We start from the raw sequence: 23,555 nt of genomic DNA on the forward strand, positions 1-23,555 counted from the left end.
ACACGTCTAGAGTACGTGTTGCGCTGGCGCTTCTACAAGGTCTAACAAGGTGTCATCAACCGTGAAGAAAATAATTTGGTGCGATGCCGCAAATTTTTGTAAGAAGCGGTAAATGTTTGACCGGTATTTACGGTCTAAATGTGAGAAGGCTTCATCAATAATGATCGGTAATTCAATGTTACCAAGCTGTGCATCCATAAAGGCGAACCGCATAGCCACGAATAATAAGGCTTTCTCCCCGCGAGACAATTGGTTTACAGACACTTCAGAATCATCCGCTAGACGAACCGTCATCCCCTCTTCACTAAAGGCTAAATTGGTAAAACGGCTATCCGATAAATCAACCAAGAACCGCGATGCGTTTGTTAAAACACGTTCTTTGACATCTGACGATTCCCCAACAGTAGCCTTTTCAAAGGTCGCAATGGCCAACTTGTTGGCTGCCCATTCAACAGACAATTGATAAGCTTCATCCACTTGTGCTTGATAAGCTTGCAATAAATCTGGTGCCATACCCTCGCTAGCAATCTCCTGGATTTGGCTACGTTTGTCAGCAGTTGACCGAGTTAGGTCCGCAATTTCTGTTTCCATGTCCGCAATCTTTTGACGTAAGTCAGTTAATTGTTGGTCGACTGGACGGTCTTGTTGTAAGTAGATGGCCAAGTTTAAGTCTAAGTGGTTAGCTAAGATATCATGACGATTTTGTTTTTGTTTCATTTGTTTTTGCTGGTCAATGGCTGCTAGTAACTCGTCACCAGACCGGTAATTATATTGATCAAGGATTCGCTCTTGGTCAGCCTTAATAGCAGATAGTTCTGCTTGTAATTGTTGACGACGGTTAGCACGACTTTGTTCTTCATATGAAGCATAGTCTTGGTCCGCTTGTTGACGTCTTAAAGCTAAATAGTCATCTTCAAATTGTTGGAAGTAGGCATCTTCGCTGATTTCCCCAACTTCTAGTGAATTAGCATATTCAGCCCATTGTTGTTCGTGGGCTTTACCAAAGTTAGAGACACCAAGGGTCATTTCTAACTGTTGGATTTTGTGGTCTAGGTTAAATATTTCATCTACATAAGTATCTTCTAACCATACTTGAGAAGAAATATTTGAAGAACCACCTTTTTCTGCTAATAATTTATCTAATTCAGTCACAATATCGGTTGATTCATAAGATAAATGGGCTAATTGTTCTTCTTGAATTTCTTTGTTGCGGTGGACTTCGTTTAATTCAGATTGAATGTCTTCTAAATCTAAATCATAGGCTTCAAGTTTATCTTCATATTGTTTTAACTTGGCATTTTGTACCATCATACCAATAATCAAAATAATAATACCTGCGATAGTCGCTGTCACACCAGCACCAAATAGGAAGGTCATTGACGTCACAAAGTAAGCAACGAGTAAGACAATCCCCATTCCTGCAAGGACACTACCAAATAAGCGGATCCAACGGTCATCTTGTCGGCCATTAGCCTCAAGTTCATCCCGTTCATAAGATAACTGAGTGTATTCATTTTCCAAAGAGCTAGCCTTTTCAGATAAGTTTGTCATATCACTTTGGCTATGGTTATAGAAAATGCGTTTGTTTTCTAATTCTTTGTATCGTTGTTGCCAGTAAGATCTTTCATCTGCGGATAATTCATCCGGTAACTCGGCCATTTCTTCAGCACCAAGTAAGGACATTAACCGTTGCTTCTCATAACGACGTTCAATCAATTCTTGACTGAATTCTTCGTTCTGACGCATACGGTCTCTAAAGGCACGGGCTTCAACCACCATTTGTTCACTGACATTTGGATGGTTCAAAATCCAGTCCATACCAGAAGAATTGCCTGCAGCAGTTTGATCATCTGCTGCTAGCCCATCATTTTCGTCCGTTAATTCGGCCAATTGTTGGGTAATGTGTTGGCTTTGATTTTCATGTTGTAACCATTTATTGGCCAATTCAGGTTCAAAGTCCACAAATTCAAATGATTCCAGTTCATCATGCAATTGTAGATATTCGTTCATTGATGTAGACTGTTGGTTGGCTAATTCCAGTTGAATTTCACCACTTGTTGCGTCCTTTAAGCTGGTTTGCAGACGGCTTAAACGACTAGATTCTTGCTCATATGATTGGCGTAAATCAAAGTAAGCTGCTTCCTTATCTTGCGCCTTTGTTAGTCTGCCTTCAGCTGTTTCAATCTCTTGGATCTTTTGGTTTAAGACTGGGTTCTTACCGTTTGGCTTGTAGATTTCTTCAGCCTGTTTAGCCATATGAGGGGTGATATCGGTTAAGACTTGGCGTCCCGACATCCCAATTGACATCAAGCTTTTAGCAAAGTCTTCTTCATCATCCCACACAAAGTCCATTAAATCATCTTCTGAAAAACCGAAGTAGGCAAGGTAATCTGTCTTACTTAAATCATTCCACAAGAAAGAAACATCGTTTGTGACTTGTTTCTCCCCTTTGTTAATTGTGTAAGTCAGTTGTTGTTTGCCATTTGTTTTGGTTCGTTCAATCATGACATCCCCGTATTTAGTATTTGTAAGGTATAAACGGCCTCCGTATTTGATATTATCATTGGTATCATAATTTCTAGCATTTTTACGGCGTGTGTTTGGGAAACCAAACATGACACTTAATAGGAATGACATTAGGGTGGTTTTTCCAGACCCATTCAAACCAGAAAAAATATTTAAATTGGGTGTTAGCTGGAAGGATTGGTCAACCCATTTTCCATACCCAAAAATCTCAAAGCGTTGAATATGCATGGCTAAAATCTCCTTTGTTCCTGGCTATAACTTGCTTGCTCTAAAATGATTTTCTCTTTCGCCTTGGCCAAAATATCTGCCTTGAATTGGTCTGGGTCGATTGCAGAACCAATTAGTCGCTGCCATTGTCCGTTCTTCTCAAGGTCTTCAATGACTTTTTGGTATTGGTCAGTGTCTTCGACAATATTTTCGAAGGCTTGTTTCATGCTCTCGTTGAAGACTGGTGAAGGTGACCATACAGCCTGATCTTTCACCTCAATATCAAGTGAAACCAAGTAGACTTTCTGTTCACGACTGGCATTTTGATTGCGAAGAGACCATTGTAATTGTTCCAATAACTCTTCCGCATAGGTATTCCACCAGTAAAGCGCCTCTTCATTTCCGTCTGTCAGGAAGGTCATGCGAGAAATTACATTGACTGCCTCATCTTTTGCGAACATGATATGTTCATGCAAGGCCGTTTCAATGTTGTTACGTAAGGTATCCAGACTGTTAACTGGACCTAAATCACGAGTTGAATGTTGAAATTGCCATTCAGCTGTTTCAATAAATTCTAATTCAGCTGGGACGCCCTTAGCTAAGTTAACGATTAAGGCGCCTTTAGCCCCGTCTTCCTTGAAGCTAGCCCCTTGAATGTTTCCTGGGTACACCATAGCAGGATTTTCATAGATCACTTGTCCTTTATGAATGTGACCAAGCGCCCAGTAGTCATAGCCGTGACTAGCTAATTGACTTGGGTTAAAAGGTGCATACCGCTTTTGCCCATCAGTAGATGAATTGTCTCCGTGTAGCAACCCGATGTGGTAGTCGACTAAGGTGTCACGATTCGGATAGGCCTCTGAACGGTCTTCTGAAATCCATTGCTGATCATAAGAGAAACCTGTGATAGCCACACTTTCCCCAGCTGGTGTTGATAGGTATTTCGTTTCAGGTTCAGCCCCGAAAATATAGACATTCTTAGGTAATTTCAAGCGGTGATCAGCGTCAGCATCGAAGTCGTGGTTACCGTAAATCATGTATACTGGAATATCCGCGTCAGCTAACCGTTGCATCCCGTTGGAAAAGGCAAATTGCGCACGCAAAGTGGCACGCGCCCCATGGTAGATATCACCGGCAATTAAGAAAAAGTCTACTTGTTCATTAATCGCTGTTTGAATTAAGTTGTCGAATGAATTTAAAGTTGCTTCTGATAAAGCATATTGCAAGTAATCGTCTTTGATTGGTAAATTTTTGAAGGTCTGGTCCAAATGCAAATCTGCTGTGTGTATAAATCTCACCATATTGATTACTCCGTTCATAAATTTATTGGCATCTTGCTTAGAAATTGTTAAATTGCCTTATTCTTATTTTAACATACAGACCAGAAACTTGTGAAAGATGACGCCGTCTTAAAGGATTTTAAAGAATCTAAAACTTGGCAAAATAACCATAAAAAAAGAGCGAGATGATCATCTCGCCCTCTTTTAAACTTGAAGCCTCTGTTAAACTAGCTTCGCTTTTAATTTAATTTTTGCCAATCAACTAGAACTACGCTTCTGTTTGTCCTTCTGCTTGTTCTGCTAATGATTGGTATACTTCGTTGATTGGACCAGAAACACCTTTGTTAATGTCTTCAACTAAAGTGTTTAAAGCACGTTCTTTATCCATCAAGCTAGAAATTACTTCGTTGTTCGCTAATTTTTCTTGTAATTCATTGGCATTTTTTTCATCTTCTTCAGTAATTTCTTGCCCTAATTGAGCCTTGAATTGGAAGCTTGATTGTAATGCACGGAATTCAGTGTAGATATCGAATGCTTCTTGGTCATTTTTTAATGCTTCAACAGCTGCTACTAAATCTTTATAAGCTGCTTCTTCACGAATGTCGCGTTCTAATTGGTTAATTGTATCGTAAATATTTGACAAAATGTTCACTCCTCAAAAATGTTCTTAGGTATGTGACAACTGGGTCACGTCCTTAGTTGCTATTTAACAATAGTTATCAAATCGAGCGTCAGGCGACTTAATGTCGCGCCGCTTCTTTTCAACTACATTTTCCAATATAACATGCTTTCAGAATCATTGAAAGCCAAAAGGGGTGGCCTATTGTCCGCCAAATAATCCTTGGAAGAATTCTTGTACAGAATCAAGGACTGATCCGCCCTCTGATTCACTATCAGAAGTTGGTACCTCAGACGATGACTCTTCAGATGCTGCAGCTTCTTCAGATTGAATTTGATTATATTCATCATAAGCTGATTGCACCGTAAATTCAGTTCCTGGGCTAGCATTCAAGACGCCATCTAGGATGTCTGAGAAGGCCAATTTAGATGATCCTTCTGACTGATACCATAAGTAAGTATCTTCATCGGTATCATCAAATCCAAACCATGTGGCAATGACCACATCTGGTGTATAGGCAATATCCCATTCATCTTTGTTCCCTGAAGAGAAGTTTGCAGATTCAGCTGAACCTGTCTTACCAGCAATCTTGTATCCTTCAGGTTCCATAGTTGAACCAGTACCCCCTTCATCATAAACAGACATTAGAATAGCAGTCATCTCGTCTGCTACTTCTTCTGATACTGCTTGGTTTTGAACCGGTTCTTGTTCCTCTACAACCACATTCCCTTGTTGGTCTTCAATTCGGGTAATGTATTGACCTTCAGAACGCACCCCACCGTTAGCGAAAGCAGAATAGGCAGAGGCCATTTGCAGTGGCGATACCCCGCCATCCCTGAATGAACCTAAAGCTAAACTCAAGTTCTTATCGGCATCACTATATGGAATCCCAAAGTCATCTAATTTGGATACAGCTGCATTCACACCGAGCTCATTCATCAACCAAACAGCTGACGTATTTTTCGACTTAGCCACGGCATCCCATAGTAGAATTTCCCCCACAGATTCAAAGTTCCAGTTTTCAGGCGTATAGTTATCGGTCCCGTAAGACTGTACTTCATCAGGGATGACAGATTGAGCAGTGTAGCCTTTTTCCAAGGCTAGGGCATAAACCAATAATGGTTTGATGGTTGAAGCTGGGCTTCTTGAAATTTGTGTCGCCCGGTTAAAGCCTCTAAATGAATAGTCGCCGGTACCACCGACTGAGGCCATTACCCCACCAGTTGCTGGGTCCATCGCAACGGACGCTGATTGGGCCAATTCACCAGATGGCGACGTTGGGAATAGCGATGTATTCTCATATGAAGCCTCTAGTTCCGTTTGGTAAGTTTGATTTAAGTTGGTATAAATCTTGTAATTACCGTTCATAATATCTTCTTCAGATAAGCCGTATTTATCGATTGCCTCATTGATTACCGCATCGAAGTAATAAGGATAAGCATAGGTATCGCTAGAGGTGTCATTGTTCATTTGCACCAATTCTGTATTGATCGCGGCATCGACTTCCTCTTGTGTGATGAATTCATTATCGGCCATTAATTGTAAAATGGTATTACGGCGTTCCACCGTCGCATCATAATCATCCACTGGGTTATACAGGGTTGGTCCTTTCAAGGCACCGGCAATGACCGCTGCATTATCAACAGTCACCTCGGATGCTGACACCCCAAAGTATTTCAAGCTAGCATCCTCTACCCCATAAGCACCGTTACCGAAGTAGGCATTATTTAAATACATTTCTAAAATTTCATCTTTTGTATAATTCTTCTCGATTTCAAAAGCCAAGAACAACTCTTTTAACTTACGCATTAGGGACTGGTCATTGTCCAAAAAAGCATTCTTCACTAATTGCTGGGTAATGGTTGACCCACCTCCGACAATTTGTCCACTTGTTAAATAACCAAAAGCCGCACGGGCAATCCCAATAGGATCAAATCCCTGGTGGTCATAAAATCGTTTATCCTCTGTTGAAATGACCGCATCTTGAATATTGGTCGATATATCTGCCAATTCAACATAGGTACCGGCATCATTGGAAATTTCACCAGCATACTCGCCGTCTTGGTCGTAAAACTCCGTTGTCACTTGTAGTTTTGCCGGCAAGTCACTCACATCAGTCGTTTTGGCACCTATCAGTAAATAGGATTCCAAGACAAATCCAAAAGCCAAGATGATCAAAATCAACCATCGGGTAATCCGATATCGTTGCCACAAACTGCGGAACTTTTGCCACAAAGTGGGATTTGAATCATCCGAATACATATCTCGATCATTCGATTCAAAATTATTTCGCATTGTTTTCTTCCTATCTTATTTGTCTACAGTATTTTCCATTTTTCATTACTATTTTACCAGAAATCCCATACAATCACTCGGACTCTGGTTGGATATTGCAAAAAATGCCTTGCCTAAAAAGCGATCAGTCGAACATTTTAACCTATTCTCGCACGCTGCAAAACAAAGCACAATAGGATAAAGCGATTATTAACATAAATTTAGTAAGATAGCAAAAAAAGTAACCAGCATTTTCTTTTACAAAAATTGCCAGCTACTTGCCCTCATTCAAATTAACATTTATTTTTCAGACAGTATCAAGATAAAATAGCCTGACCCCGTCCGGTCACTATCCACACCACTTGACGAATAGATAGAGAAGTCTTGGACCACCAAGGTAGCCGTATAAGAATCAGATTCTTGGCTAAATGTCGCTTGGTCAATCGTTAAAGAAATATTCTCCGCTTCCGTTAAATCCTCAAGACCAGATAGGTCAAAGGTTAAGGCTTCACCGCTATCCTTATCGGTCACTTGTAACCTAGTCACGTCCATCATTTCATGGTTAAAATTTTTACCTAAAGCAGTGAAAGTCACCGGGCTATCGTAAGCATTCAATAAGACCAATTCACCGCCACCACTACTTGTAAAAGCAGTTGAAGACCCTTCATCAAAGTTTAAGTGGGCTGAGAAATAATAACTATCTGAATAGTCATAGTCATAATCATCGTCCGTATGAACCCCGTCAAAGGCCCGCAAGTCCTGGTAGACATCAAAATCTTCTGGTATCGACGACACCCGCCCTAATTCATTGTACTTATCTAAATATCTCAGCGATTGCTTCATTTTCTGGGCCGTCGTTTCATCCAACTGTTCCACATTTTCAGGCGTTAATTGCAATTGGCCGTCCGTTACCAAATCAGGATAGTCAGTAATAATATCATTGACTATTTCCCCTTGGCTAGCCACTGACACAGAAATCGCATCAACTGGTGGCATCATAGCCACAAATAAACCGGCCGCAAGCACCAGCGGCAACCACTCATTTTTCATCAGGTATAAAATCGCTCCAACAGCTGAAATCGAGCAGAAGAGAATCAACATATACCGACTCATGGTCACCCCATATACATTAGAATAGATGACTGACCGGTAAATTTGAAATACCGAGGCAATCAGAACTGCCACCGCATAAATTTGAGTAAACCGGACCACATAAGCCCGTTCAATCGCTGCTACTAAGAAGAGAACCATCCAGCCCACCACCAAGTAGGACACCATCACAATTTCAATCGTAATATCCGTCCAATTACCCAATGTCGAGAAGAAATAGATGAAAATAATCACCGTATACACCGTTACAATTGGGATAAATATTTTGGTTAAAAGGACATCTAAGAATTTGCTGACATCAGATGACATCTTACCTTCTTCTTCGACAAAAGGTCGGGAGAATACTGACTGCTGAGACAAGATGTACCAAGGGAAGAAAATGTATATAAGTACCGAAAAGATATCCCAATACAATTCACCCTCAACATTAGAGATTAGGATGGACCAACCAGCCAAGACCAAGCTAATGCCGATCATTAAGATACCGGTATAAACCGCCGACACGAAGAAAGACTTAAACCAAATCCGGCAACTCTGGGCAAAATCCAGCCCTTCATTCTTAATCGATGGTAGCCAAATAATCAATAAAGTTAGCAAGAACATGGCAATATTGGTTCGGGTAAACAGGTGGCTAGAGTAGAAATCCCCCGTCCGACTGGCAAAGAGGTAATAAACGACTGCCCCAAAGCCGGCCACACCTTGAAGGCCAAGGGCCTGAACCCGACTGCCATCTTTCAAAAAACGCTCATAAGCCACCTGGACCACAGTCGCCAGCAACATGCCGACCGTACTCGCATAAATCCCCACCTCAGCCATTATCGTCGGCTGGTCGTAAGGCATACGTTCCACATACATGGATAGTGCAGCTGCAATAAAACCGAACACGACTACCATTGGAAATCGTAGTAAACTACCCTTCCATTCATCTAGAGATTGAAACCTCCGCATCATCAGCACCTCCTCCCAAATAGGTAAATAAATTTTGAAATCGCTTTATTATTCATCTATTATACCATTAAGATTATAGAAAGTAGGCACAATACGGCAGAAAATTGGTTTATAGTCGAGTCTTAGTGATTCTATTATCTGTGTTCCTTGGAAATATTCCCCCATCGAAGTTAGTACGATTTACCAAGGTTAGATTTACTTGGATTGGTTCCTAATTTCACCGGTGACAATGTATCGAAAAGCAAGACATCCGTAATTAGTAAAATTTGCAGTGAAATCGATATTGAAGATTATGCATTTGCTTGGATTTATCACTGTTTAAATGTTATTTCATTTTCACATTTATTTTGTCAGAGGCGGAGCTTTCCTATCTTGCCTTAGCGGTGCCACTGCAAGTTGAGCTCTAAAGAGCAAGCAGGTCTCCACTTCAGGAATATTTGTAGCAAGTAAACTTGCCACGGCATATTCCTTCCAGTGTTACCAGCCTGAACGCCCTGAATCACATCCTGATTTTAAGGTAATGATAGAGAAGACATGAAACCAAAGACCGTCAATTTTCTTGATAACTTATGATACAAAAAAAGCGTTATTAGGATTTGTTTGTCCTAACCACGCTTAGTTGGATTAATCTAATTTGTCATTTTCATAATGGTGGGTCAACTCTAACTTATTAAAAGATTGTTGACGTTGTACTTCATAAATCACCAAGGCCGCACAATTCGATAAGTTCAATGAACGAACATGGGTATCATCCATTGGAATACGAATGCATTTGTCTTCATGCGCACGCATAAACGCTTCAGGCAATCCTGTTGTTTCTTTTCCAAACATCAAGAAGATATCTTGGTCTTGATCATTATTACCGTAATCAATATCTGAATACACATGGTTAGCAAATTTTGTTACTAAATATAATTGGTTGTCGCCTAGATATTCCATGAAGGCGTCTAGATTCGCATGGTAAGTAATATCTACAGCATTCCAATAGTCCAAACCAGCACGTTTTAAATGCTTGTCATCTGTTTTAAACCCTAAAGGCTCAATCAAATGTAGGTGGGTATCAGTCGCTGCACAAGTACGGGCAATGTTTCCTGTATTTGCTGGAATTTCTGGTTCAAATAATACAATATGGTTAGTCATTATGTCGCTTCTTTCTATATAAATACTGTTTTCATCACGTATATAAAACCAAATAGCTTCTTTCGCCCATTAATTATATCATATTTGAAAGTTATTCGGTCCCTTCTAATGATTGCCTTCATTGCCTTTTTATCTACACCGGTCCTAAATTTTGTTATGATACTCTTTAGGAAAAAAGAAAAATCATCGCCGGTATATGCAATTTCATCTAAATCGGTTTGAAAGGATTGACTATGAAAGACAATAAAAAACACACTAGTACGACCAGTTGGGGGCTAGTCTTTGTGATGGCTGGCGCGATGACTGCGACCTTAATCGGTTCAGGATTTGCGACCGGTCAGGAAATTATGCAATACTTTGTAGCCCACGAATGGACAGGCATTTTAGGGGTCATCGCCACCTTCCTAACAGTAGGCTTTTCAAGCGATGCCTTCTTTAAAGCAGGTTTAGCCAGCAAAGAAAACCTAGATAGTCCAAATGACGTTTTCAAGGTATTTGCCGGCGATAAGATCGGTGGCTTGTATAAATACATCGCCTTAATCACCCTATTTTTAACCTATGCCGTAATGGTTGCTGGCGCAGGTGCCACCATCCAACAACAATTTGGTGTCCCCGTATATATAGGATCTGGTTTCATGTATATCGCTTCCGCCCTAACCGTGATGTTGGGTATGGACAAAATCACCAGCATTTTAGGAAATATTGGCCCCACGATTGCCGGTTTTGCCATTGTATTAGGTTTACTCAGTTTATCCACTAATAACGGTGACCTTGGTCAAGCTTCTGGCATGGTCCAAAATGCCGTAGCTTCAGGCACTATTCAAGCCGCCTCTGAAAATTGGTTGGTGTCCGCTTTAAACTATGTGGGCTTGATCATTATGTTAAACGCTGGTTTTATTGCCCAAATTGGTATTCAAGCCAATAACCAGACAGAAACGAAGGCAGCAGCTTTTTTCTCATCTGGGATCTATGCCCTGGGAATTCTCATCCTATACATGGCTTTTATGGGGGCATTCTCACTGATTGCGAGTGTACAAGTACCGACTTTAACCATCGCTAACCAACTTCATCCTTGGCTTGGCTATGCCTTCATCGTGATCATCCTATTGGCGATTTACTCGACGGTTGTGTCCATGTTGTGGAATGTGGCAGCATCCGTAACGTCTGATGGCACAATAAGTAATAAGTTAGCGACGGCCGTTTTAGGTTTCATCGCAACTGCCCTCGGCTTGTTTCTACCTTTTGACCAACTTGTTAATATCGTCTATGTGGTGGCGGGCTATTTCGGGATTATCTTCTTATTGCTGATGATTTGGCGGGCTTTAACTAGACTATTGGCCAAATAATAGGTAAATTTGGGAATTGTTCTTTTCGTGGTATAATGTTCTTGATACAAACATTAAATAGAAAGAAGGATGTTTACATGCAGATTGGTATACCAAGAGAGATTAAGGCGCAAGAGGACCGCGTTGGTTTAACGCCTGGTAATGTAAGAACTTTAGTCAATAATGGTCACGATGTATTGGTTGAAGCGGGTGCTGGTGACGGTGCGGGCTTTACAGACGACGAATATGCTGCAGCTGGTGCGCGCATTGAAGATCAACCAGCTACAATTTGGGCCAGCGAGATGGTTATCAAAGTCAAAGAACCGCTAGCGTCTGAATACGACTACTTCCACGAAGGCTTGATTCTGTTTGCTTACTTCCATTTAGCACCAGAACTTGAACTAACTGACGCCCTGTTAGCCCATAAAGTGACGGCTATCGCCTACGAAACCATGGTGGAAAATGGCAGCCTGCCCCTACTAACACCTATGTCTGAAGTTGCTGGACGAATGGCTATCCAAATTGGTGCCCATTATCTGGAAAAACAAAACGGCGGTTCTGGAATCTTACTTTCAGGTGTACCAGGTGTTGCATCCGGTCATGTCGTTGTCATTGGTGGTGGTACCGTTGGTTACAACGCAGCCAAAATAGCTGTTGGCATGGGCGCTCGCGTAACGATTTTAGATGTCAATACTGGTCGCCTCGCTCAACTAGAAGACATCTTAAACGGCAAAGTTACTACCTTAATGTCCAACGAAGAAAATATCCGTCAAGTCCTCAAAGACGCGGATGTTGTCGTTGGGTCTGTATTAGTCACTGGTCGTCGCGCGCCGGTACTCGTATCCGAAGAAATGGTTCAGACCATGAAAGCTGGATCAGTATTGGTAGATATCGCCGTTGACCAAGGTGGTAACTTTGAAACCTCCCACCCAACAACCCACCAAGACCCAGTCTATGTAAAACATGGGGTAACCCACTACACAGTAGCCAATATCCCGGGTGCAGTACCACGTACCTCAACATTGGCCTTAACAAACGCCACAATGAAATTCGCCAACCAAATCATTAACCAAGGTGTAGAAGCAGCTGCCAAGAACAGCGAAACTATTCTAACAGGCATCAACACCTACCAAGGTCACCTGACCCACGAAGGCGTAGCCGAATCGCAAAACCGTGACTACACACCAATCCAAGACCTACTAAACAAATAAATTAAAGCTGTTATCAGCAACAAAAAACCGCCATTTCTTAAAAGAATAGCGGTTTTTTTGTTATCGATAAATTTGATTAAGCTTGCAAATTCTATTAACACTTCTTGTAAGATAGATATGTATCACAAAACGCTTTTGACCATTATTAGACAGTTAGCCAAGATATCAGCATCACACCTGTGACATAGCGTTGAAAGTAATCTTACGTTTCAGATGTTCATTTTTAAGATTGCCCGTGCCTATTCAAGACGTACCATGGTCGTTGAACACAAAGAACTAGCACAATCAATTGAAAATACTTCTATATAAAAGGAAGATATTTTTAGCATGCACATTAGACATTACAAACTGTTTATCAAAAGTCTAACGTGCAAATACAGCAGTTCTTTTCAGGAAGTTTTGCGTTCTTTCTTCTTGAGTGTTATCAAATACTTCTTCAGGTGTCCCTTGTTCAACAATGACGCCATTTTCCATAAAGATGACTCTATCCGCAACTTCATAAGCAAATTGCATTTCATGGGTCACAATGACTAAAGTAGACCCGCTTTGGGCTACATCTTTAATGACTTCCAGGGTTTCCCCTACTAATTCTGGGTCTAAGGCCGATGTTGGTTCATCAAATAGAATAACTTCTGGGTTCAGGGCTAAAGCACGCGCTATCCCCACCCGTTGTTGTTGCCCACCTGAAAGTTCATGTGGATAGTGGTCCTCTTTCCCTTCCAAGCCAACCTTAGCTAAGAGGTCACGCCCTTTTTCTGTCGCTTCTTTCTTAGGCACTTTACGGGCAACCACTAAACCTTCAATGACATTTTCTAAAGCCGTCCGGTTTGAAAATAGCGCATATTGTTGGAAAACCATAGCCGTTTTCTTACGAATATCTAGAATTTCTTTCTTAGAAACTTTTTCAAAGTCTACTTGCTGGTCACCAATTTTCAGATACCCTTCATCCGCACGCTCTAAAAAGTTTAGGCAGCGAAGGAAGGTGGTCTTCCCTGAACCAGATGGGCCAATAATTACGACCACCTCGCCTTGGTTAATGGTTAAATCGATCCCTTTAAGGATTTCATTTTGATCAAATTTTTTGTGGATGTTTTCAACTTGTATCATAGGGCACTTCCTTTCACAAATTTTCTGGTGTAGTTGCGTTCAAATAATTGCGATACTTGTTCCACTGTAATCGACAGCGCCCAATAAATGACGGCTGCTGCGATATAAGATTCTAGGAAGGTATAGCTTGTTGTCGCTGTAATTAAAGCCCCGTTCAAGACATCGACCACTGAGACCAAGGATACCAATGAAGATGCCTTGATTAAGACGATTAATTGACTACAAATCATGGGTAATGCGATGGGGATCATTTGTGGGAAAATGACCCGGGCAATGGTTTGAAATTGAGTCAAACCAATAGATGCCGCTGCGTCCCATTGGTCTTTTGGAATCGCAGATAAGGCACCACGGAAAATCTCCGAAATGGAAATGGTGGCCGTGAAACTAAGGACAAGAATGCCAATGTATTCACGGTTGATATCTGAAAAACGTATCGGCAAGCTTAAGCTAGTGGCTACTTGATCGAACAAGTCTGAGAAAAGTAGGTAAGCAACCATTAAACTTAGAACAACTGGTACCCCTTTTCCAATGGTAATTAAACCCGCGAGAAATTTGCTTAAGACAGGCACTTGGAAGAAACGTGCCAGTGCGATGAGTAGGCCAAAGATAATCCCGATGAATAAGGGAATAAAGGCCAAGCGCAAGGTGACTGGGATAAATGGAACGGCTGCTTTAAAAGCCTCTGCTATTGCTGTAAAATCGATGGGCATTGTAGCGCCCTCCTTTCTTTATTCGGTGTAGTCAGCACCAAGGATTTCGATGGAAAGTTCTGATAAAGTGCCTTCTTGTCGTAATTCTTTGATGGCCCCGTCAACGGCTGTTTGTAATGCTTCATCGCCTTGTTGGAAGACGTAGTAGATACCCGCACTTTTTAGGGCTTCATCTGAGGCTTGTAGGTTGATATCGAATTGTTCGTTGTATTTATCAACATCAAATTTTGTTAAAATGGCTGCGTCCGCTGTTCCGTTTTGTAGTCCAGAAACCAATAATTCACCATTCACTTCACTGTAGACAATTTCTATGGCATCATCATTTTCAGCATTATAGGTCTCCAAAATATTGGCTACCTCGCTAGCTGGGGACGCGAATACCTTTTTGCCTTTAAGGTCCTCTAAAGATTGGTAAACTTGACCGGTAGATTCATCAGCTACGATATGGTGGGCATAATTATTGTAGGCTTCTTCCCCGTATAGGTATTTGGCTCCACGCTCGTCGTTATAAGCGTAGTTGTGGGCTGCAAGTTGGACCTTGTCGGCTGAAAGTGACGTTAGGATATTTTTGAAGTCCATAGATTCATATTCAAAGTTGTATTGGTCTAACTTTTCGTCTACTGCCCGCAAGACTTCAATATCATAACCTTGTAAGTCTTCATTTTCATCTAGGTAAACAAAGGGTTGGTAAGCATTTCCTGTTCCCACAATAATGGTTTCTGCATCTGGATTAGCTGTGGCTTCTTCATCCGTTGCTTCAGCTGATCCGCAAGCTGCTAGTAAAAAGGCTGAGGCAATACCCGTAAATATAAACTGTTTTTTGAATCTTTCTTGCATCATTTTCTTCATATTCTAAATCCCACTTTCTCACTTTTATTGCGTGTAATCATCGCCTAAATATTCAATGGATAATTCTGCTAAAGTTCCTTCATCAATCAACTCTTGTAAGGCACCGTCAACAGCCTCTTTCAGCTCTTCATCAGCTTTGTCATACAAGAAGTAGGTTTTTGATACCGAAATCGGTTCAGAGGCAATTTCTAAGTTGGCGTCAAATTGTTCATTGTATTTGTTGGTGTCGTACTTAGTTATAATTCCTGCATCAGCGGTCCCGTTTTGTAAACCTGAAATAAAGATTTCACTGGCACCTTCGTTATAAATAATGGAGATTTGTTCATCTGCATTTTCATGTTCACTGTTATATTGTTCCAATAAGTAAGCCACGTTAGATCCCGGTGAAGCGAATACTTTCTTCCCTTGTAGGTCATCTAAAGTTGCATACTGCTCATCGCCTGTAATGTTTACAATATATAGGGTGTAGTCGGTATAACCCACTTCTCCGTACAGGTATTTCTCCGCTCGTTCATCATTGTATTCATATTGGTGGGCCGCTAAATCAATCTTCCCAGCTGACAATGAGGTTAAGATATTCTTGAAATCAGAAGACTCATATTCAAAATTGTAGTCGTCTAATTTTTCATCAATTGCTTCAAGGACAGCCACATCATATCCTGTTAATTCGCCATTTTCATCTAAGTAAACAAATGGTTGGTAGCCATTCCCTGTCCCAACGACAACTGTCTCTGCATCTGGATTCGATGATGCTACTTCTTCATCCGTCGCTTCAGCTGACCCGCAAGCTGCAAGGACTGCTGTTGCTGCAAAAGTTAATAATCCCCATCGTATAAAAGCTGGTTTCTTCTTCATTAGTAGGTCTCCCCTTTTCCACTTCTAAGTGTATATGTATTAAATAGTTCATCATTTTTAATTAAAATCTCTGGATCAAGTCCAGCTGGCGCCACCTCAGCTTTCGCTTTCGATTGGAATTGGAATCGTTTGGTTAACCAAGCAAATACTCGCTCCAAGACAATAGACAAGACGATGAAGATGATGGCTGCCACGAAATACCCTTCAAGCGACCGATACGTTAAAGCCGCTAAAGCCCGTACCTTCCCAATCACATCAATAACCCCTAGTGAGAAGGCCAGTGATGTATCTTGCAATAGGCTTACAATCATGGTTCCTGTAGCAGGGATGGCGATTCGTACTGCTTGTGGCAAAATGATTCGGCGGTAGGTTTGCAGTTTGGTCAAGCCAACAGAGGCTGCCGCTTCCTTCTGGTCGGTTGCGACACTTGAAATTGCTGACCGAAAGATTTCTGAGAAAAAGGCCGCCGTACTCAAACCGTATGTAATGTAAACATAGTCAATCTTTTCAATATTGGCTAAAGCCGTAAAGATAATCGGTAGCCCATAATAAATTAAGAATAATTGCACTAGAATGGGCGTCCCTCTAATGAAAGACACGAACACCTGACTAATTTGTGACAAGACCGGCACTTTTTCAATTCTCACAAAAGCAATGGCCAAGCCGAGTACCATTCCGACTGCAGTAGCAACTGCCACAATGGCTAGTGTCGTAGGGAGTGCGGATAATATTTTCGGGAAAAATGATACAACATATTCCCATTTAAAAAATTCTGACATAAGTTTTTCCTCCTATTTGTTGGAACTGTTAAGTCGGCTATTCAGCCATCACTATCATTTCATTCACTAAAATTTCAAATCATTAAATGGTCAAATCTTGTACTCATAATAAGGCGCTTCAACCCGAAGGACGCTTTCATCAAACCGTTCAGGAATCAAGACCTTATACAAGGAAACCCCGATATCATTTGGATCTTCTCTTGTGCCTAAGACTTTGTAGCCATTTCTCAAATACATATCCAATAACCATGGATGTCTCTTACCAGAAGTTCCTAAGACATAGGCTGGTGCTTTTAAAGTTTTCACCAAAAATTCCTCTTCCACTTGTTTAAGGAATTTCTTTCCAATCCCTTGTCCCTTAAATTCGTTCGCAGTCGCAAACCACCACAAGAAAGGATAGTGAGAAATGGGGCTGTCATTTTCCCAGGGTTGTCGAATCGTGATAGTTGAAATTAACTGGTCATCCCGCTCTAACACCAAAGCAATCCCCGTTTCAATATTTTCAGTAACCGATTCTAACGTAGCGTTTGTTGACGGCCAATCAATACCTAAATCCTTCACCTCTTGGAATGACTCTTGGATAAGGGCTAAATATGCTGGTGCGTCCTCTTTAGTAGCAATTCTTATACGATCTTCTCCCATCTTACTTCCTCCTTAATAACCTCATGGCCGATACGGCTGGTAAATCTATAAAGTTGTTCATCTATTCGATTGGTTACACTGTCTTCGATAATAAAGTCTCTACCATCTTTCACTACCTGGTCTTGCGTTGCAAAGGTTGACTGTAACAATTCTTCTGTACCCAGTTCCTTCAAGACAGGCTCCAGAGCATATTGTAAGGCCAACAAGTGGTGTTTCGACCCACCTAAACCCAAGCCATAAACCACCTTGTCCTGCAGCGCCTTTTGCGGTAATACATCAAGATAAGCCTTTAAAATCCCTGAGTAGCTTCCTTGGAAGACTGGCGTAAATACCAAAACCCCATCTGAATTCAATACCTGTTGGTTGACTGCTTGAATCGTCTTATCCGTATAGTCCGCCGTCATTAAAGCTTCGGCCGGTAACATATGGACTTGAATCACCTGCGTTTGAATCTTATATTCGAATAACACCTGCTGGGCATAGGCCACCAAACCATTCAGTCGTGAAGATAATGAATTTGCGCCTACAATTAAAGTTACTTTTGTCATATCCTTCCCTCTTTCTTTGGTGATTGCTTTCATTGATTCCATACATCTAGATATTTTTTTTAAATTAAAAACCCCTCCCTAATAAACAACCCTGTCTATTAAGAAGGGGCGATTGGTTAACGATCGCGGTGCCACCCTTTTTCAAATTGCCCTCGCGAGCAATCTCTTATCCAGTAAATACCTTACATACTGAAAGAAATAACGGTCCCACCCGTCTAACCAGCTTTCACTGACTAGATGCTCAGAGCTCATTTTCATTACCGGTAAACATCTGATTTCACCAAATTCAGACTCGCTGGCGATTACCTGCATAACTACTCTACTCATCAAAGCAATTGGTTATAAAAAAGATTTGCAACTTTTGCTTGCAGTAAATTTAACAAATCTCATGCATCTGCATCAATATTACTGCCTATGAAAAACAATCACTGAATTCACTTTCGTCTGATCGCCTTTTTTTGAAAAAAGGACAAAACCCTTTATCCCTCTTAGGTTTTCATCTGATTATCATCTTCTTTTAATCGTTAACCGCTATCATCACTGATATAGAAGTGGCAAAAATAGCGATCAAAAAATGGTACATAAAATACAACAATTGTATTATATGTGTCTTTTAAGCAAATCTTATTCATTAAAAAACACCCTAATATCAATATTTGTCAGACTTTTGACAAAAAATTTGATAAACTTTTCCGGTTATCATTTGACCTGAATAAGCGATCAATAATAAGCACCTATCAAAAATGACCGCAAAAAAAAATAGACATGATCATTAGTAATTATGTCTAAGTTATAAAATATTTGTCTTTTAAAATCTAGTTTTCCACTATAAAAAAACCAGTCATGTTCTTTAATAGTTTTTATTTAATTAAGTTAGATTATTCATCTCTACTAGAAAGATTTTCGGATGGAACTTACCTAGCATGCACACTGCTTTTTTAAGGCAATGATAGATAAAGTATAAGAATTGATAGACCAGCTTATTTTCTCTTGGGTTATCCTCATTGGTTAAGAATAAAATCGTCCCTATATGTAGGCCTAAAATAATTGCTGTCAGCATGGCAAAGCTCATCATAATCCCTGTTTCACCAAGTCTTTCAATGATATCGGGTAGAAATTCGATCAACCGTTGACCATATTCTTGTAGGTTATTCATTGCCTTCAAGCACCTCCAATACATGGTCAGCGTAAGACTGGTTTCCGTCTGAAACAGCCTGGATACCTGGCTTGACTGTTACTACTTGACTGACTTGTCCATTTTCTAAAATGGCAGCCCGTTGGCATAATGCCTTAATGACTTCAAGTTCATGGGTCACCACAATCATGGTCATAGGATAGGCTTTATGGGTAGCTTTTAATACTTTCACAATCTCGCCAGTAGTTCGGGTATCCAAGGCTGATGTTGGTTCATCGGCCAACAAGATTTTAGGGCGGGTAATTAAGGCACGGGCAATCCCCACTGGTTGTTTTTGACCACCTGATAATTGACTAGGGTAGTGGTCTTTTTTATCTGTTAAACCCACAAAGGCCAAGACCTCATCAACGGTTAAAGGATTATCATACTTGTGCAAACTTAAGGGTAAGGCAACATTTTCGGCAACTGTTTTATTGTTTAATAGGTTAAATTGTTGAAAGACCATACTGATGTCTTTTCGAAATGCTCGCAAGTCTTTCCCAGATAAGTCATTGACTAGGACATCGTCTACTAGAACTTTTCTAGAGCCTTGATAAACCGCAACAAAGTCGATTTACCAGCCCCACTTTCACCAACTAAGCCAAATATTTCTCGATATTGAATATTTAAGCTTACTTGGTCTAACGCTTGTATGCGGTTACTACCATTGATGAATTCTTTGGCCACTTGCTTAAATTCTATCGTGTATCTCGTCACCTTCTTCTATATCATGTGTACTATATTAATAACATTTTATATTGGTGTCTGGCACATTTAACTGTTACAATTTAACGAACGCTCTGTTATATAACTATTCCTATAGACAGCAAAAAAGGCCGAGAAACTAAGTCCTCGACCATTAAAAATGCATATGCTAATTTTCAATTCATTTATCCTAGTCTAAGAAAGGTTACCTTTTTCCAAAAAAGGTTTTAGAACACAATTACTGGTAATCCTACATAAGCTAATTCATATACTTTTGCCATGGTTTGTGGTGGTGTATTAATACAACCTAAAGACCCATTTTGTTGGTAGGCGTTACCACCAAAGGTTGATTGCCAGTTGGCGTCATGGATTCCTTGGCCCGTAAAGTCAAAGGCCATCCAGTAGTCTACGGGTACCGCATAATCTTTTTCTGTTCTTGGGTTATACCCCTTCAATACTGATGGATTCTCCATATTCCAAATCTCATAGGCACCTGGAACTGTGTCAGTACCGGTATTTCCGCTCACGATATCAGTGGCAATCTTTTGTTCGCCATCAATATAAACGAACATCTTTTGCTTGCTTAAGTCCACTTCAATATAAGAGGTACCGAAGAAGTCATCTTGGTTATAACCGCCACCCCAAATATTTGGCTGAATCACTGTATCTTCACCCGCAAGGACTGCTTCCGCAACCAATTGCGTCGTCATTTCGCGCTCGATGTACCAACCGTAAATACCTGGTGTAATCGTCACTTCACCTGATTCAGTAGATTGGAATTGGTGGTCTTGATTCAACCCAGCATTTTCCACATTCCACTCGTATAAGTATTGGTCGATCGCCTCTTTATCCACTTGGACTTTTCCTTGATCATCCGTACTTACCCATGCCGCTAGCGTTTCGCTTGGAATATTCACAACTTCATCTTCAATTTGTAGGCCGATACTTGCTGATAAGATACCCTCCAATTCAGATTTAGCCGTTTGAATAGCCTCTGAATCGCTGGTCACTTCTGGTTTCACGTAAGCATCCGCTAAATCTAGCTCACTTGTTCCTGCTTTCATCTCTGCCAGAACGGCATCCGCCAATGAATCTGACGTAACTTGGTTACCCTGTGTTTCAGGCACCACTTCTACCGTCTTTGTTTCATCATTAATGACTACTTGTGCACTTGTTGATGGTGTTGCGCCTTCTTGATCAATGTCTAACTGGTCAAAGTAAGACTTGAATGCCTCACGGTCAACCGTCCACTCATTACTTTCGTTGGCATCCACAGATTTTAAAGCATTGCTGACAAATTCAACTGGCCATGTGAAGGTTGATTGTTGATTTAGCATGTCATCAAAAGCTTTATTTTCTGCTGGTTGAAAGCCAGCTTCTTGTAAATTCATGGTAACCACTTCTTGACCTTGGTCAGTAATTTTCATGGTACGTTCATTGTTGGCCTTGGCCACTGTAGCTTCCGCGTCAGACTTTGTCATCCCACTGACATTTACATTAGAAACAGTCGTCGCCGGTAAGAAATGTGATTGATAATAATACACACCTACACCGTAGCCTACTATTAATAATGCTAAGACTGCCCCCAATAACCACATCGAAACTTTCTTCATTCAATTATCTCCCTTCCCAATTGACTCTATTAAAGCTTTAACCTATTGTACCTTATTTCTTGTAATATTTCTGTAATATTTATTCAATTTATCGTATTTTTAAAAATAAACCCCGATTGACAAGCCCCACATTGGTCAAATAGCCACCCCTTTGACTATAAAAAAACTAGTCAATCACTCAGTCAGCTTATTTCTTGCTTTTCTTTTTACGACCGAATAATAGGTCTACTAAGACTGTGCCCAAATAGCCCACAACCAGCGCTGTCACAATAAAGTAGATACTAGCCAAGGAAGCCGCCTTGGTATCTGTAGACCACATATCTTCTTTAAAAATAAAGAAAGTAATGACACCCACAAGTAGGAATATCACAACCTTCAATAGGATACTTTTGACACTGACCTTTAAATTATTGTCGTCTAATTCATCGTAGTTGTTCCCTTGTAAGCCACTGATTTCAATTTTATAGACATTTCGAAACGAATGGTCGTCCTTAGTCCCTTTACGGTTTACATCATGTTTGTTCATCGTTTTCCTCCCTAACCTTGCCCTACTTTACAGCCTTTTTACACTGGGTCTTGTGCGATTGTCTGCATTATATAACTTTAATAGAAAGAAAGTCCAATTTACTTCGAACCTGTCTTCTAAATGGTTGCCTAGAAAACACCCGCATTTCTTTCACTACCGTCACTTGATCAAGTCTTCTTCTGAAAAAGGACGGCCAAATAAAAAAAGGATAGCCGTTTTCCACGACTACCCAGCCTTAATCGAGTCATTAATTTAAGTTGCCACCGTTTGTCGCTATCACATCTCTGTACCAGCTAAATGATTTCTTCTTGTACCGGTCTAGCGTACCACTACCATCGTCGTTACGGTCAACATAGATAAAACCATACCGTTTAAACATTTGGGCAGTTGATACTGAAACTAAGTCGATACAACCCCATCTAGTAAGGCTTCACCAACTTGGGCTAAGTGGTCGTTCATATATTTGATCCGGTAGTCATCTTCCACTGTTTTCTCACCGTTTGGTGCATCAACTAATACATCTTTGGCGCCTAATCCATTTTCTACAATGAATAATGGTAATTGGTAGCGGTCATAGAATTGGTTTAAGATTAAAAGCAAACCAACAGGGTCTACTTGCCAACTCCATTCGGATGCCTCTAGGTATGGGTTTGGAATACCACCCATAATGTTCCCTTCACCAGCTTCATATTGGCTGTGGTCAGCCGCTTCAGCAATCGACATGTAGTAAGAGTCTGATTATTTAATCCGACAACCCACTATAGTCATGATTCAAAACGTCTTTGTATTCAAAAGCGCCATCCTGGTAATCAAAAATCAAAGCTGAACAATTGGTAAAGCCTAAATTCTTTGAAATTGACCCTCCATAATTGGCAGCATCTCTAAAGAATTGCGCAATGGCAGCTCCGTGACTAACAATTAAGACCGTTTGGTCGGGATGCTTGTCCGCAATCCCTTTGACTGCTTGACTAATCCGCACTCTAAAGTCCACTTCCCTTTCACCACCATATCCGGCAAAAAAGTCCCCATATGGTAAAGGTGGGTTCAAGTGTTCAGAGTCTGCTTCAAAGGACCCAAAATCACCTTCCTTCAATCCTTTCAGCCGGCGGTAATCTTTATCTTGCCCGTAAACAATTTCTAATGTATCACTAGCACGCTCTGATGTCGAAGAATAAGCCACATCGAAAGTGATCCCTTCATTTTTAAAATGGTCCCGAGCAATCTCAGCTTGGCGAATCCCTTTAGCAGTTAGTGGTGAATCCGATGCCCCTTGGATCTTATGTAACTCATTAAATAGGGTTTGACCGTGCCGCATTAAGTATATTTTTGTTGTCATAGTCTCTTGTCCCCCGTTCAAAATGTCGTATGTCATGATAATAGTAGATTAGGAATGCGTTTTCAATTATT

Annotated in this window: 19 protein-coding genes, 2 pseudogenes and 1 other annotated feature; of the genes and pseudogenes, 2 read left to right on the plus strand and 19 right to left on the minus strand. The window is 40.7% G+C overall.

Annotation, left to right across the window (positions count from 1 at the left end; all coding sequences use genetic code 11):
• Positions 1–6: 6 nt before the first annotated feature.
• From A6J77_RS01970 to trmL, 6 genes are all read right to left on the minus strand, one after another.
• Positions 7–2,754: an ATP-binding protein gene (locus A6J77_RS01970; protein WP_083067854.1), complete on the minus strand. Its 2,748-nt coding sequence runs from the start codon at positions 2,752–2,754 to the stop codon at positions 7–9.
• Positions 2,755–2,756: 2 nt separating this feature from the next.
• Positions 2,757–4,034, minus strand: coding sequence for a metallophosphoesterase family protein (locus tag A6J77_RS01975; RefSeq protein WP_225968949.1), 1,278 nt, complete (start codon positions 4,032–4,034; stop codon positions 2,757–2,759).
• 247 nt (positions 4,035–4,281) lie between these two features.
• Positions 4,282–4,665 (minus strand): YlbF family regulator, encoded by a 384-nt coding sequence (locus tag A6J77_RS01980; RefSeq protein WP_026465470.1) that lies wholly within the window; start codon positions 4,663–4,665, stop codon positions 4,282–4,284.
• A 168-nt stretch (positions 4,666–4,833) separates the two neighbouring features.
• Entirely contained in the window at positions 4,834–6,927 is a 2,094-nt protein-coding gene (locus A6J77_RS01985; RefSeq protein ID WP_083067855.1) for a transglycosylase domain-containing protein, read from the minus strand.
• Positions 6,928–7,206: 279 nt separating this feature from the next.
• Positions 7,207–8,964, minus strand: a complete 1,758-nt coding sequence (locus tag A6J77_RS01990) for a DUF4153 domain-containing protein (protein WP_149315328.1) — start codon at positions 8,962–8,964, stop codon at positions 7,207–7,209.
• Positions 8,965–9,588: 624 nt separating this feature from the next.
• Complete coding sequence (gene trmL / locus A6J77_RS01995; RefSeq protein WP_069286503.1) at positions 9,589–10,104, minus strand: tRNA (uridine(34)/cytosine(34)/5-carboxymethylaminomethyluridine(34)-2'-O)-methyltransferase TrmL; 516 nt, start codon at positions 10,102–10,104, stop codon at positions 9,589–9,591.
• Between the two features lie 233 nt (positions 10,105–10,337).
• Here trmL and A6J77_RS02005 point away from each other — a divergent pair, with 233 nt between their 5' ends.
• Together A6J77_RS02005 and ald are read left to right on the plus strand one after the other, a co-directional pair.
• Entirely contained in the window at positions 10,338–11,450 is a 1,113-nt protein-coding gene (locus tag A6J77_RS02005) for a hypothetical protein (protein WP_083067857.1), read from the plus strand.
• Positions 11,451–11,527: 77 nt separating this feature from the next.
• Positions 11,528–12,640, plus strand: a complete 1,113-nt coding sequence (gene ald, locus A6J77_RS02010; RefSeq protein ID WP_048728980.1) for an alanine dehydrogenase — start codon at positions 11,528–11,530, stop codon at positions 12,638–12,640.
• A gap of 363 nt (positions 12,641–13,003) precedes the next feature.
• On the opposite strand, the gene A6J77_RS02015 is transcribed toward ald, so the two are convergent.
• From A6J77_RS02015 to A6J77_RS02080, 13 genes and pseudogenes are all read right to left on the minus strand, one after another.
• The gene (locus A6J77_RS02015) at positions 13,004–13,747 is read right to left on the minus strand and encodes an amino acid ABC transporter ATP-binding protein (RefSeq protein ID WP_048728981.1); all 744 of its coding nucleotides are present in this window, start codon (positions 13,745–13,747) and stop codon (positions 13,004–13,006) included.
• A complete protein-coding gene (locus A6J77_RS02020) occupies positions 13,744–14,457 on the minus strand; it encodes an ABC transporter permease subunit (protein WP_083067858.1) in 714 nt (237 codons plus the stop codon). Before A6J77_RS02020 ends, A6J77_RS02015 begins: the two co-directional genes overlap by 4 nt.
• Positions 14,458–14,475: 18 nt before the next feature.
• Positions 14,476–15,306: a transporter substrate-binding domain-containing protein gene (locus A6J77_RS02025; RefSeq protein WP_083067859.1), complete on the minus strand. Its 831-nt coding sequence runs from the start codon at positions 15,304–15,306 to the stop codon at positions 14,476–14,478.
• Positions 15,307–15,330: 24 nt separating this feature from the next.
• Positions 15,331–16,161 (minus strand): transporter substrate-binding domain-containing protein, encoded by an 831-nt coding sequence (locus A6J77_RS02030; RefSeq protein WP_083067860.1) that lies wholly within the window; start codon positions 16,159–16,161, stop codon positions 15,331–15,333.
• Positions 16,161–16,940 (minus strand): amino acid ABC transporter permease, encoded by a 780-nt coding sequence (locus A6J77_RS02035; protein WP_083067862.1) that lies wholly within the window; start codon positions 16,938–16,940, stop codon positions 16,161–16,163. Before A6J77_RS02035 ends, A6J77_RS02030 begins: the two co-directional genes overlap by 1 nt.
• 90 nt (positions 16,941–17,030) lie before the next feature.
• Complete coding sequence (locus A6J77_RS02040) at positions 17,031–17,582, minus strand: GNAT family N-acetyltransferase (RefSeq protein ID WP_083067863.1); 552 nt, start codon at positions 17,580–17,582, stop codon at positions 17,031–17,033.
• Positions 17,564–18,130 carry an NAD(P)H-dependent oxidoreductase gene (locus A6J77_RS02045; protein ID WP_083070226.1) on the minus strand — a complete coding sequence of 189 codons (567 nt, stop codon included), beginning with the start codon at positions 18,128–18,130 and terminating at the stop codon, positions 17,564–17,566. The genes A6J77_RS02040 and A6J77_RS02045 overlap by 19 nt, the downstream gene beginning before the upstream one ends.
• 101 nt (positions 18,131–18,231) lie before the next feature.
• Positions 18,232–18,469: a binding site (T-box leader), on the minus strand.
• 529 nt (positions 18,470–18,998) lie between these two features.
• Entirely contained in the window at positions 18,999–19,286 is a 288-nt protein-coding gene (locus tag A6J77_RS02055) for a hypothetical protein (protein WP_227645101.1), read from the minus strand.
• Positions 19,279–20,006, minus strand: a pseudogene (locus tag A6J77_RS02060) (methionine ABC transporter ATP-binding protein). Before A6J77_RS02060 ends, A6J77_RS02055 begins: the two are co-directional and overlap by 8 nt.
• Positions 20,007–20,236: 230 nt before the next feature.
• On the minus strand, positions 20,237–21,622 hold the full coding sequence (locus A6J77_RS02065; protein ID WP_083067867.1) for a L,D-transpeptidase family protein: 1,386 nt from the start codon (positions 21,620–21,622) through the stop codon (positions 20,237–20,239).
• A 187-nt stretch (positions 21,623–21,809) separates the two neighbouring features.
• Positions 21,810–22,148: a hypothetical protein gene (locus tag A6J77_RS02070; RefSeq protein ID WP_048728999.1), complete on the minus strand. Its 339-nt coding sequence runs from the start codon at positions 22,146–22,148 to the stop codon at positions 21,810–21,812.
• 247 nt (positions 22,149–22,395) lie between these two features.
• Positions 22,396–22,886 (minus strand): annotated as a pseudogene (locus A6J77_RS02075) (family 1 glycosylhydrolase); the annotation flags it as partial.
• 4 nt (positions 22,887–22,890) lie between these two features.
• Positions 22,891–23,484 (minus strand): histidine phosphatase family protein, encoded by a 594-nt coding sequence (locus tag A6J77_RS02080; protein ID WP_083067869.1) that lies wholly within the window; start codon positions 23,482–23,484, stop codon positions 22,891–22,893.
• Between the last annotated feature and the right edge of the window lie 71 nt (positions 23,485–23,555).

It is taken from the genome of Aerococcus viridans, assembly GCF_002083135.2.
GTDB classification, from domain to species: Bacteria; Bacillota; Bacilli; order Lactobacillales; family Aerococcaceae; genus Aerococcus; species Aerococcus viridans_C.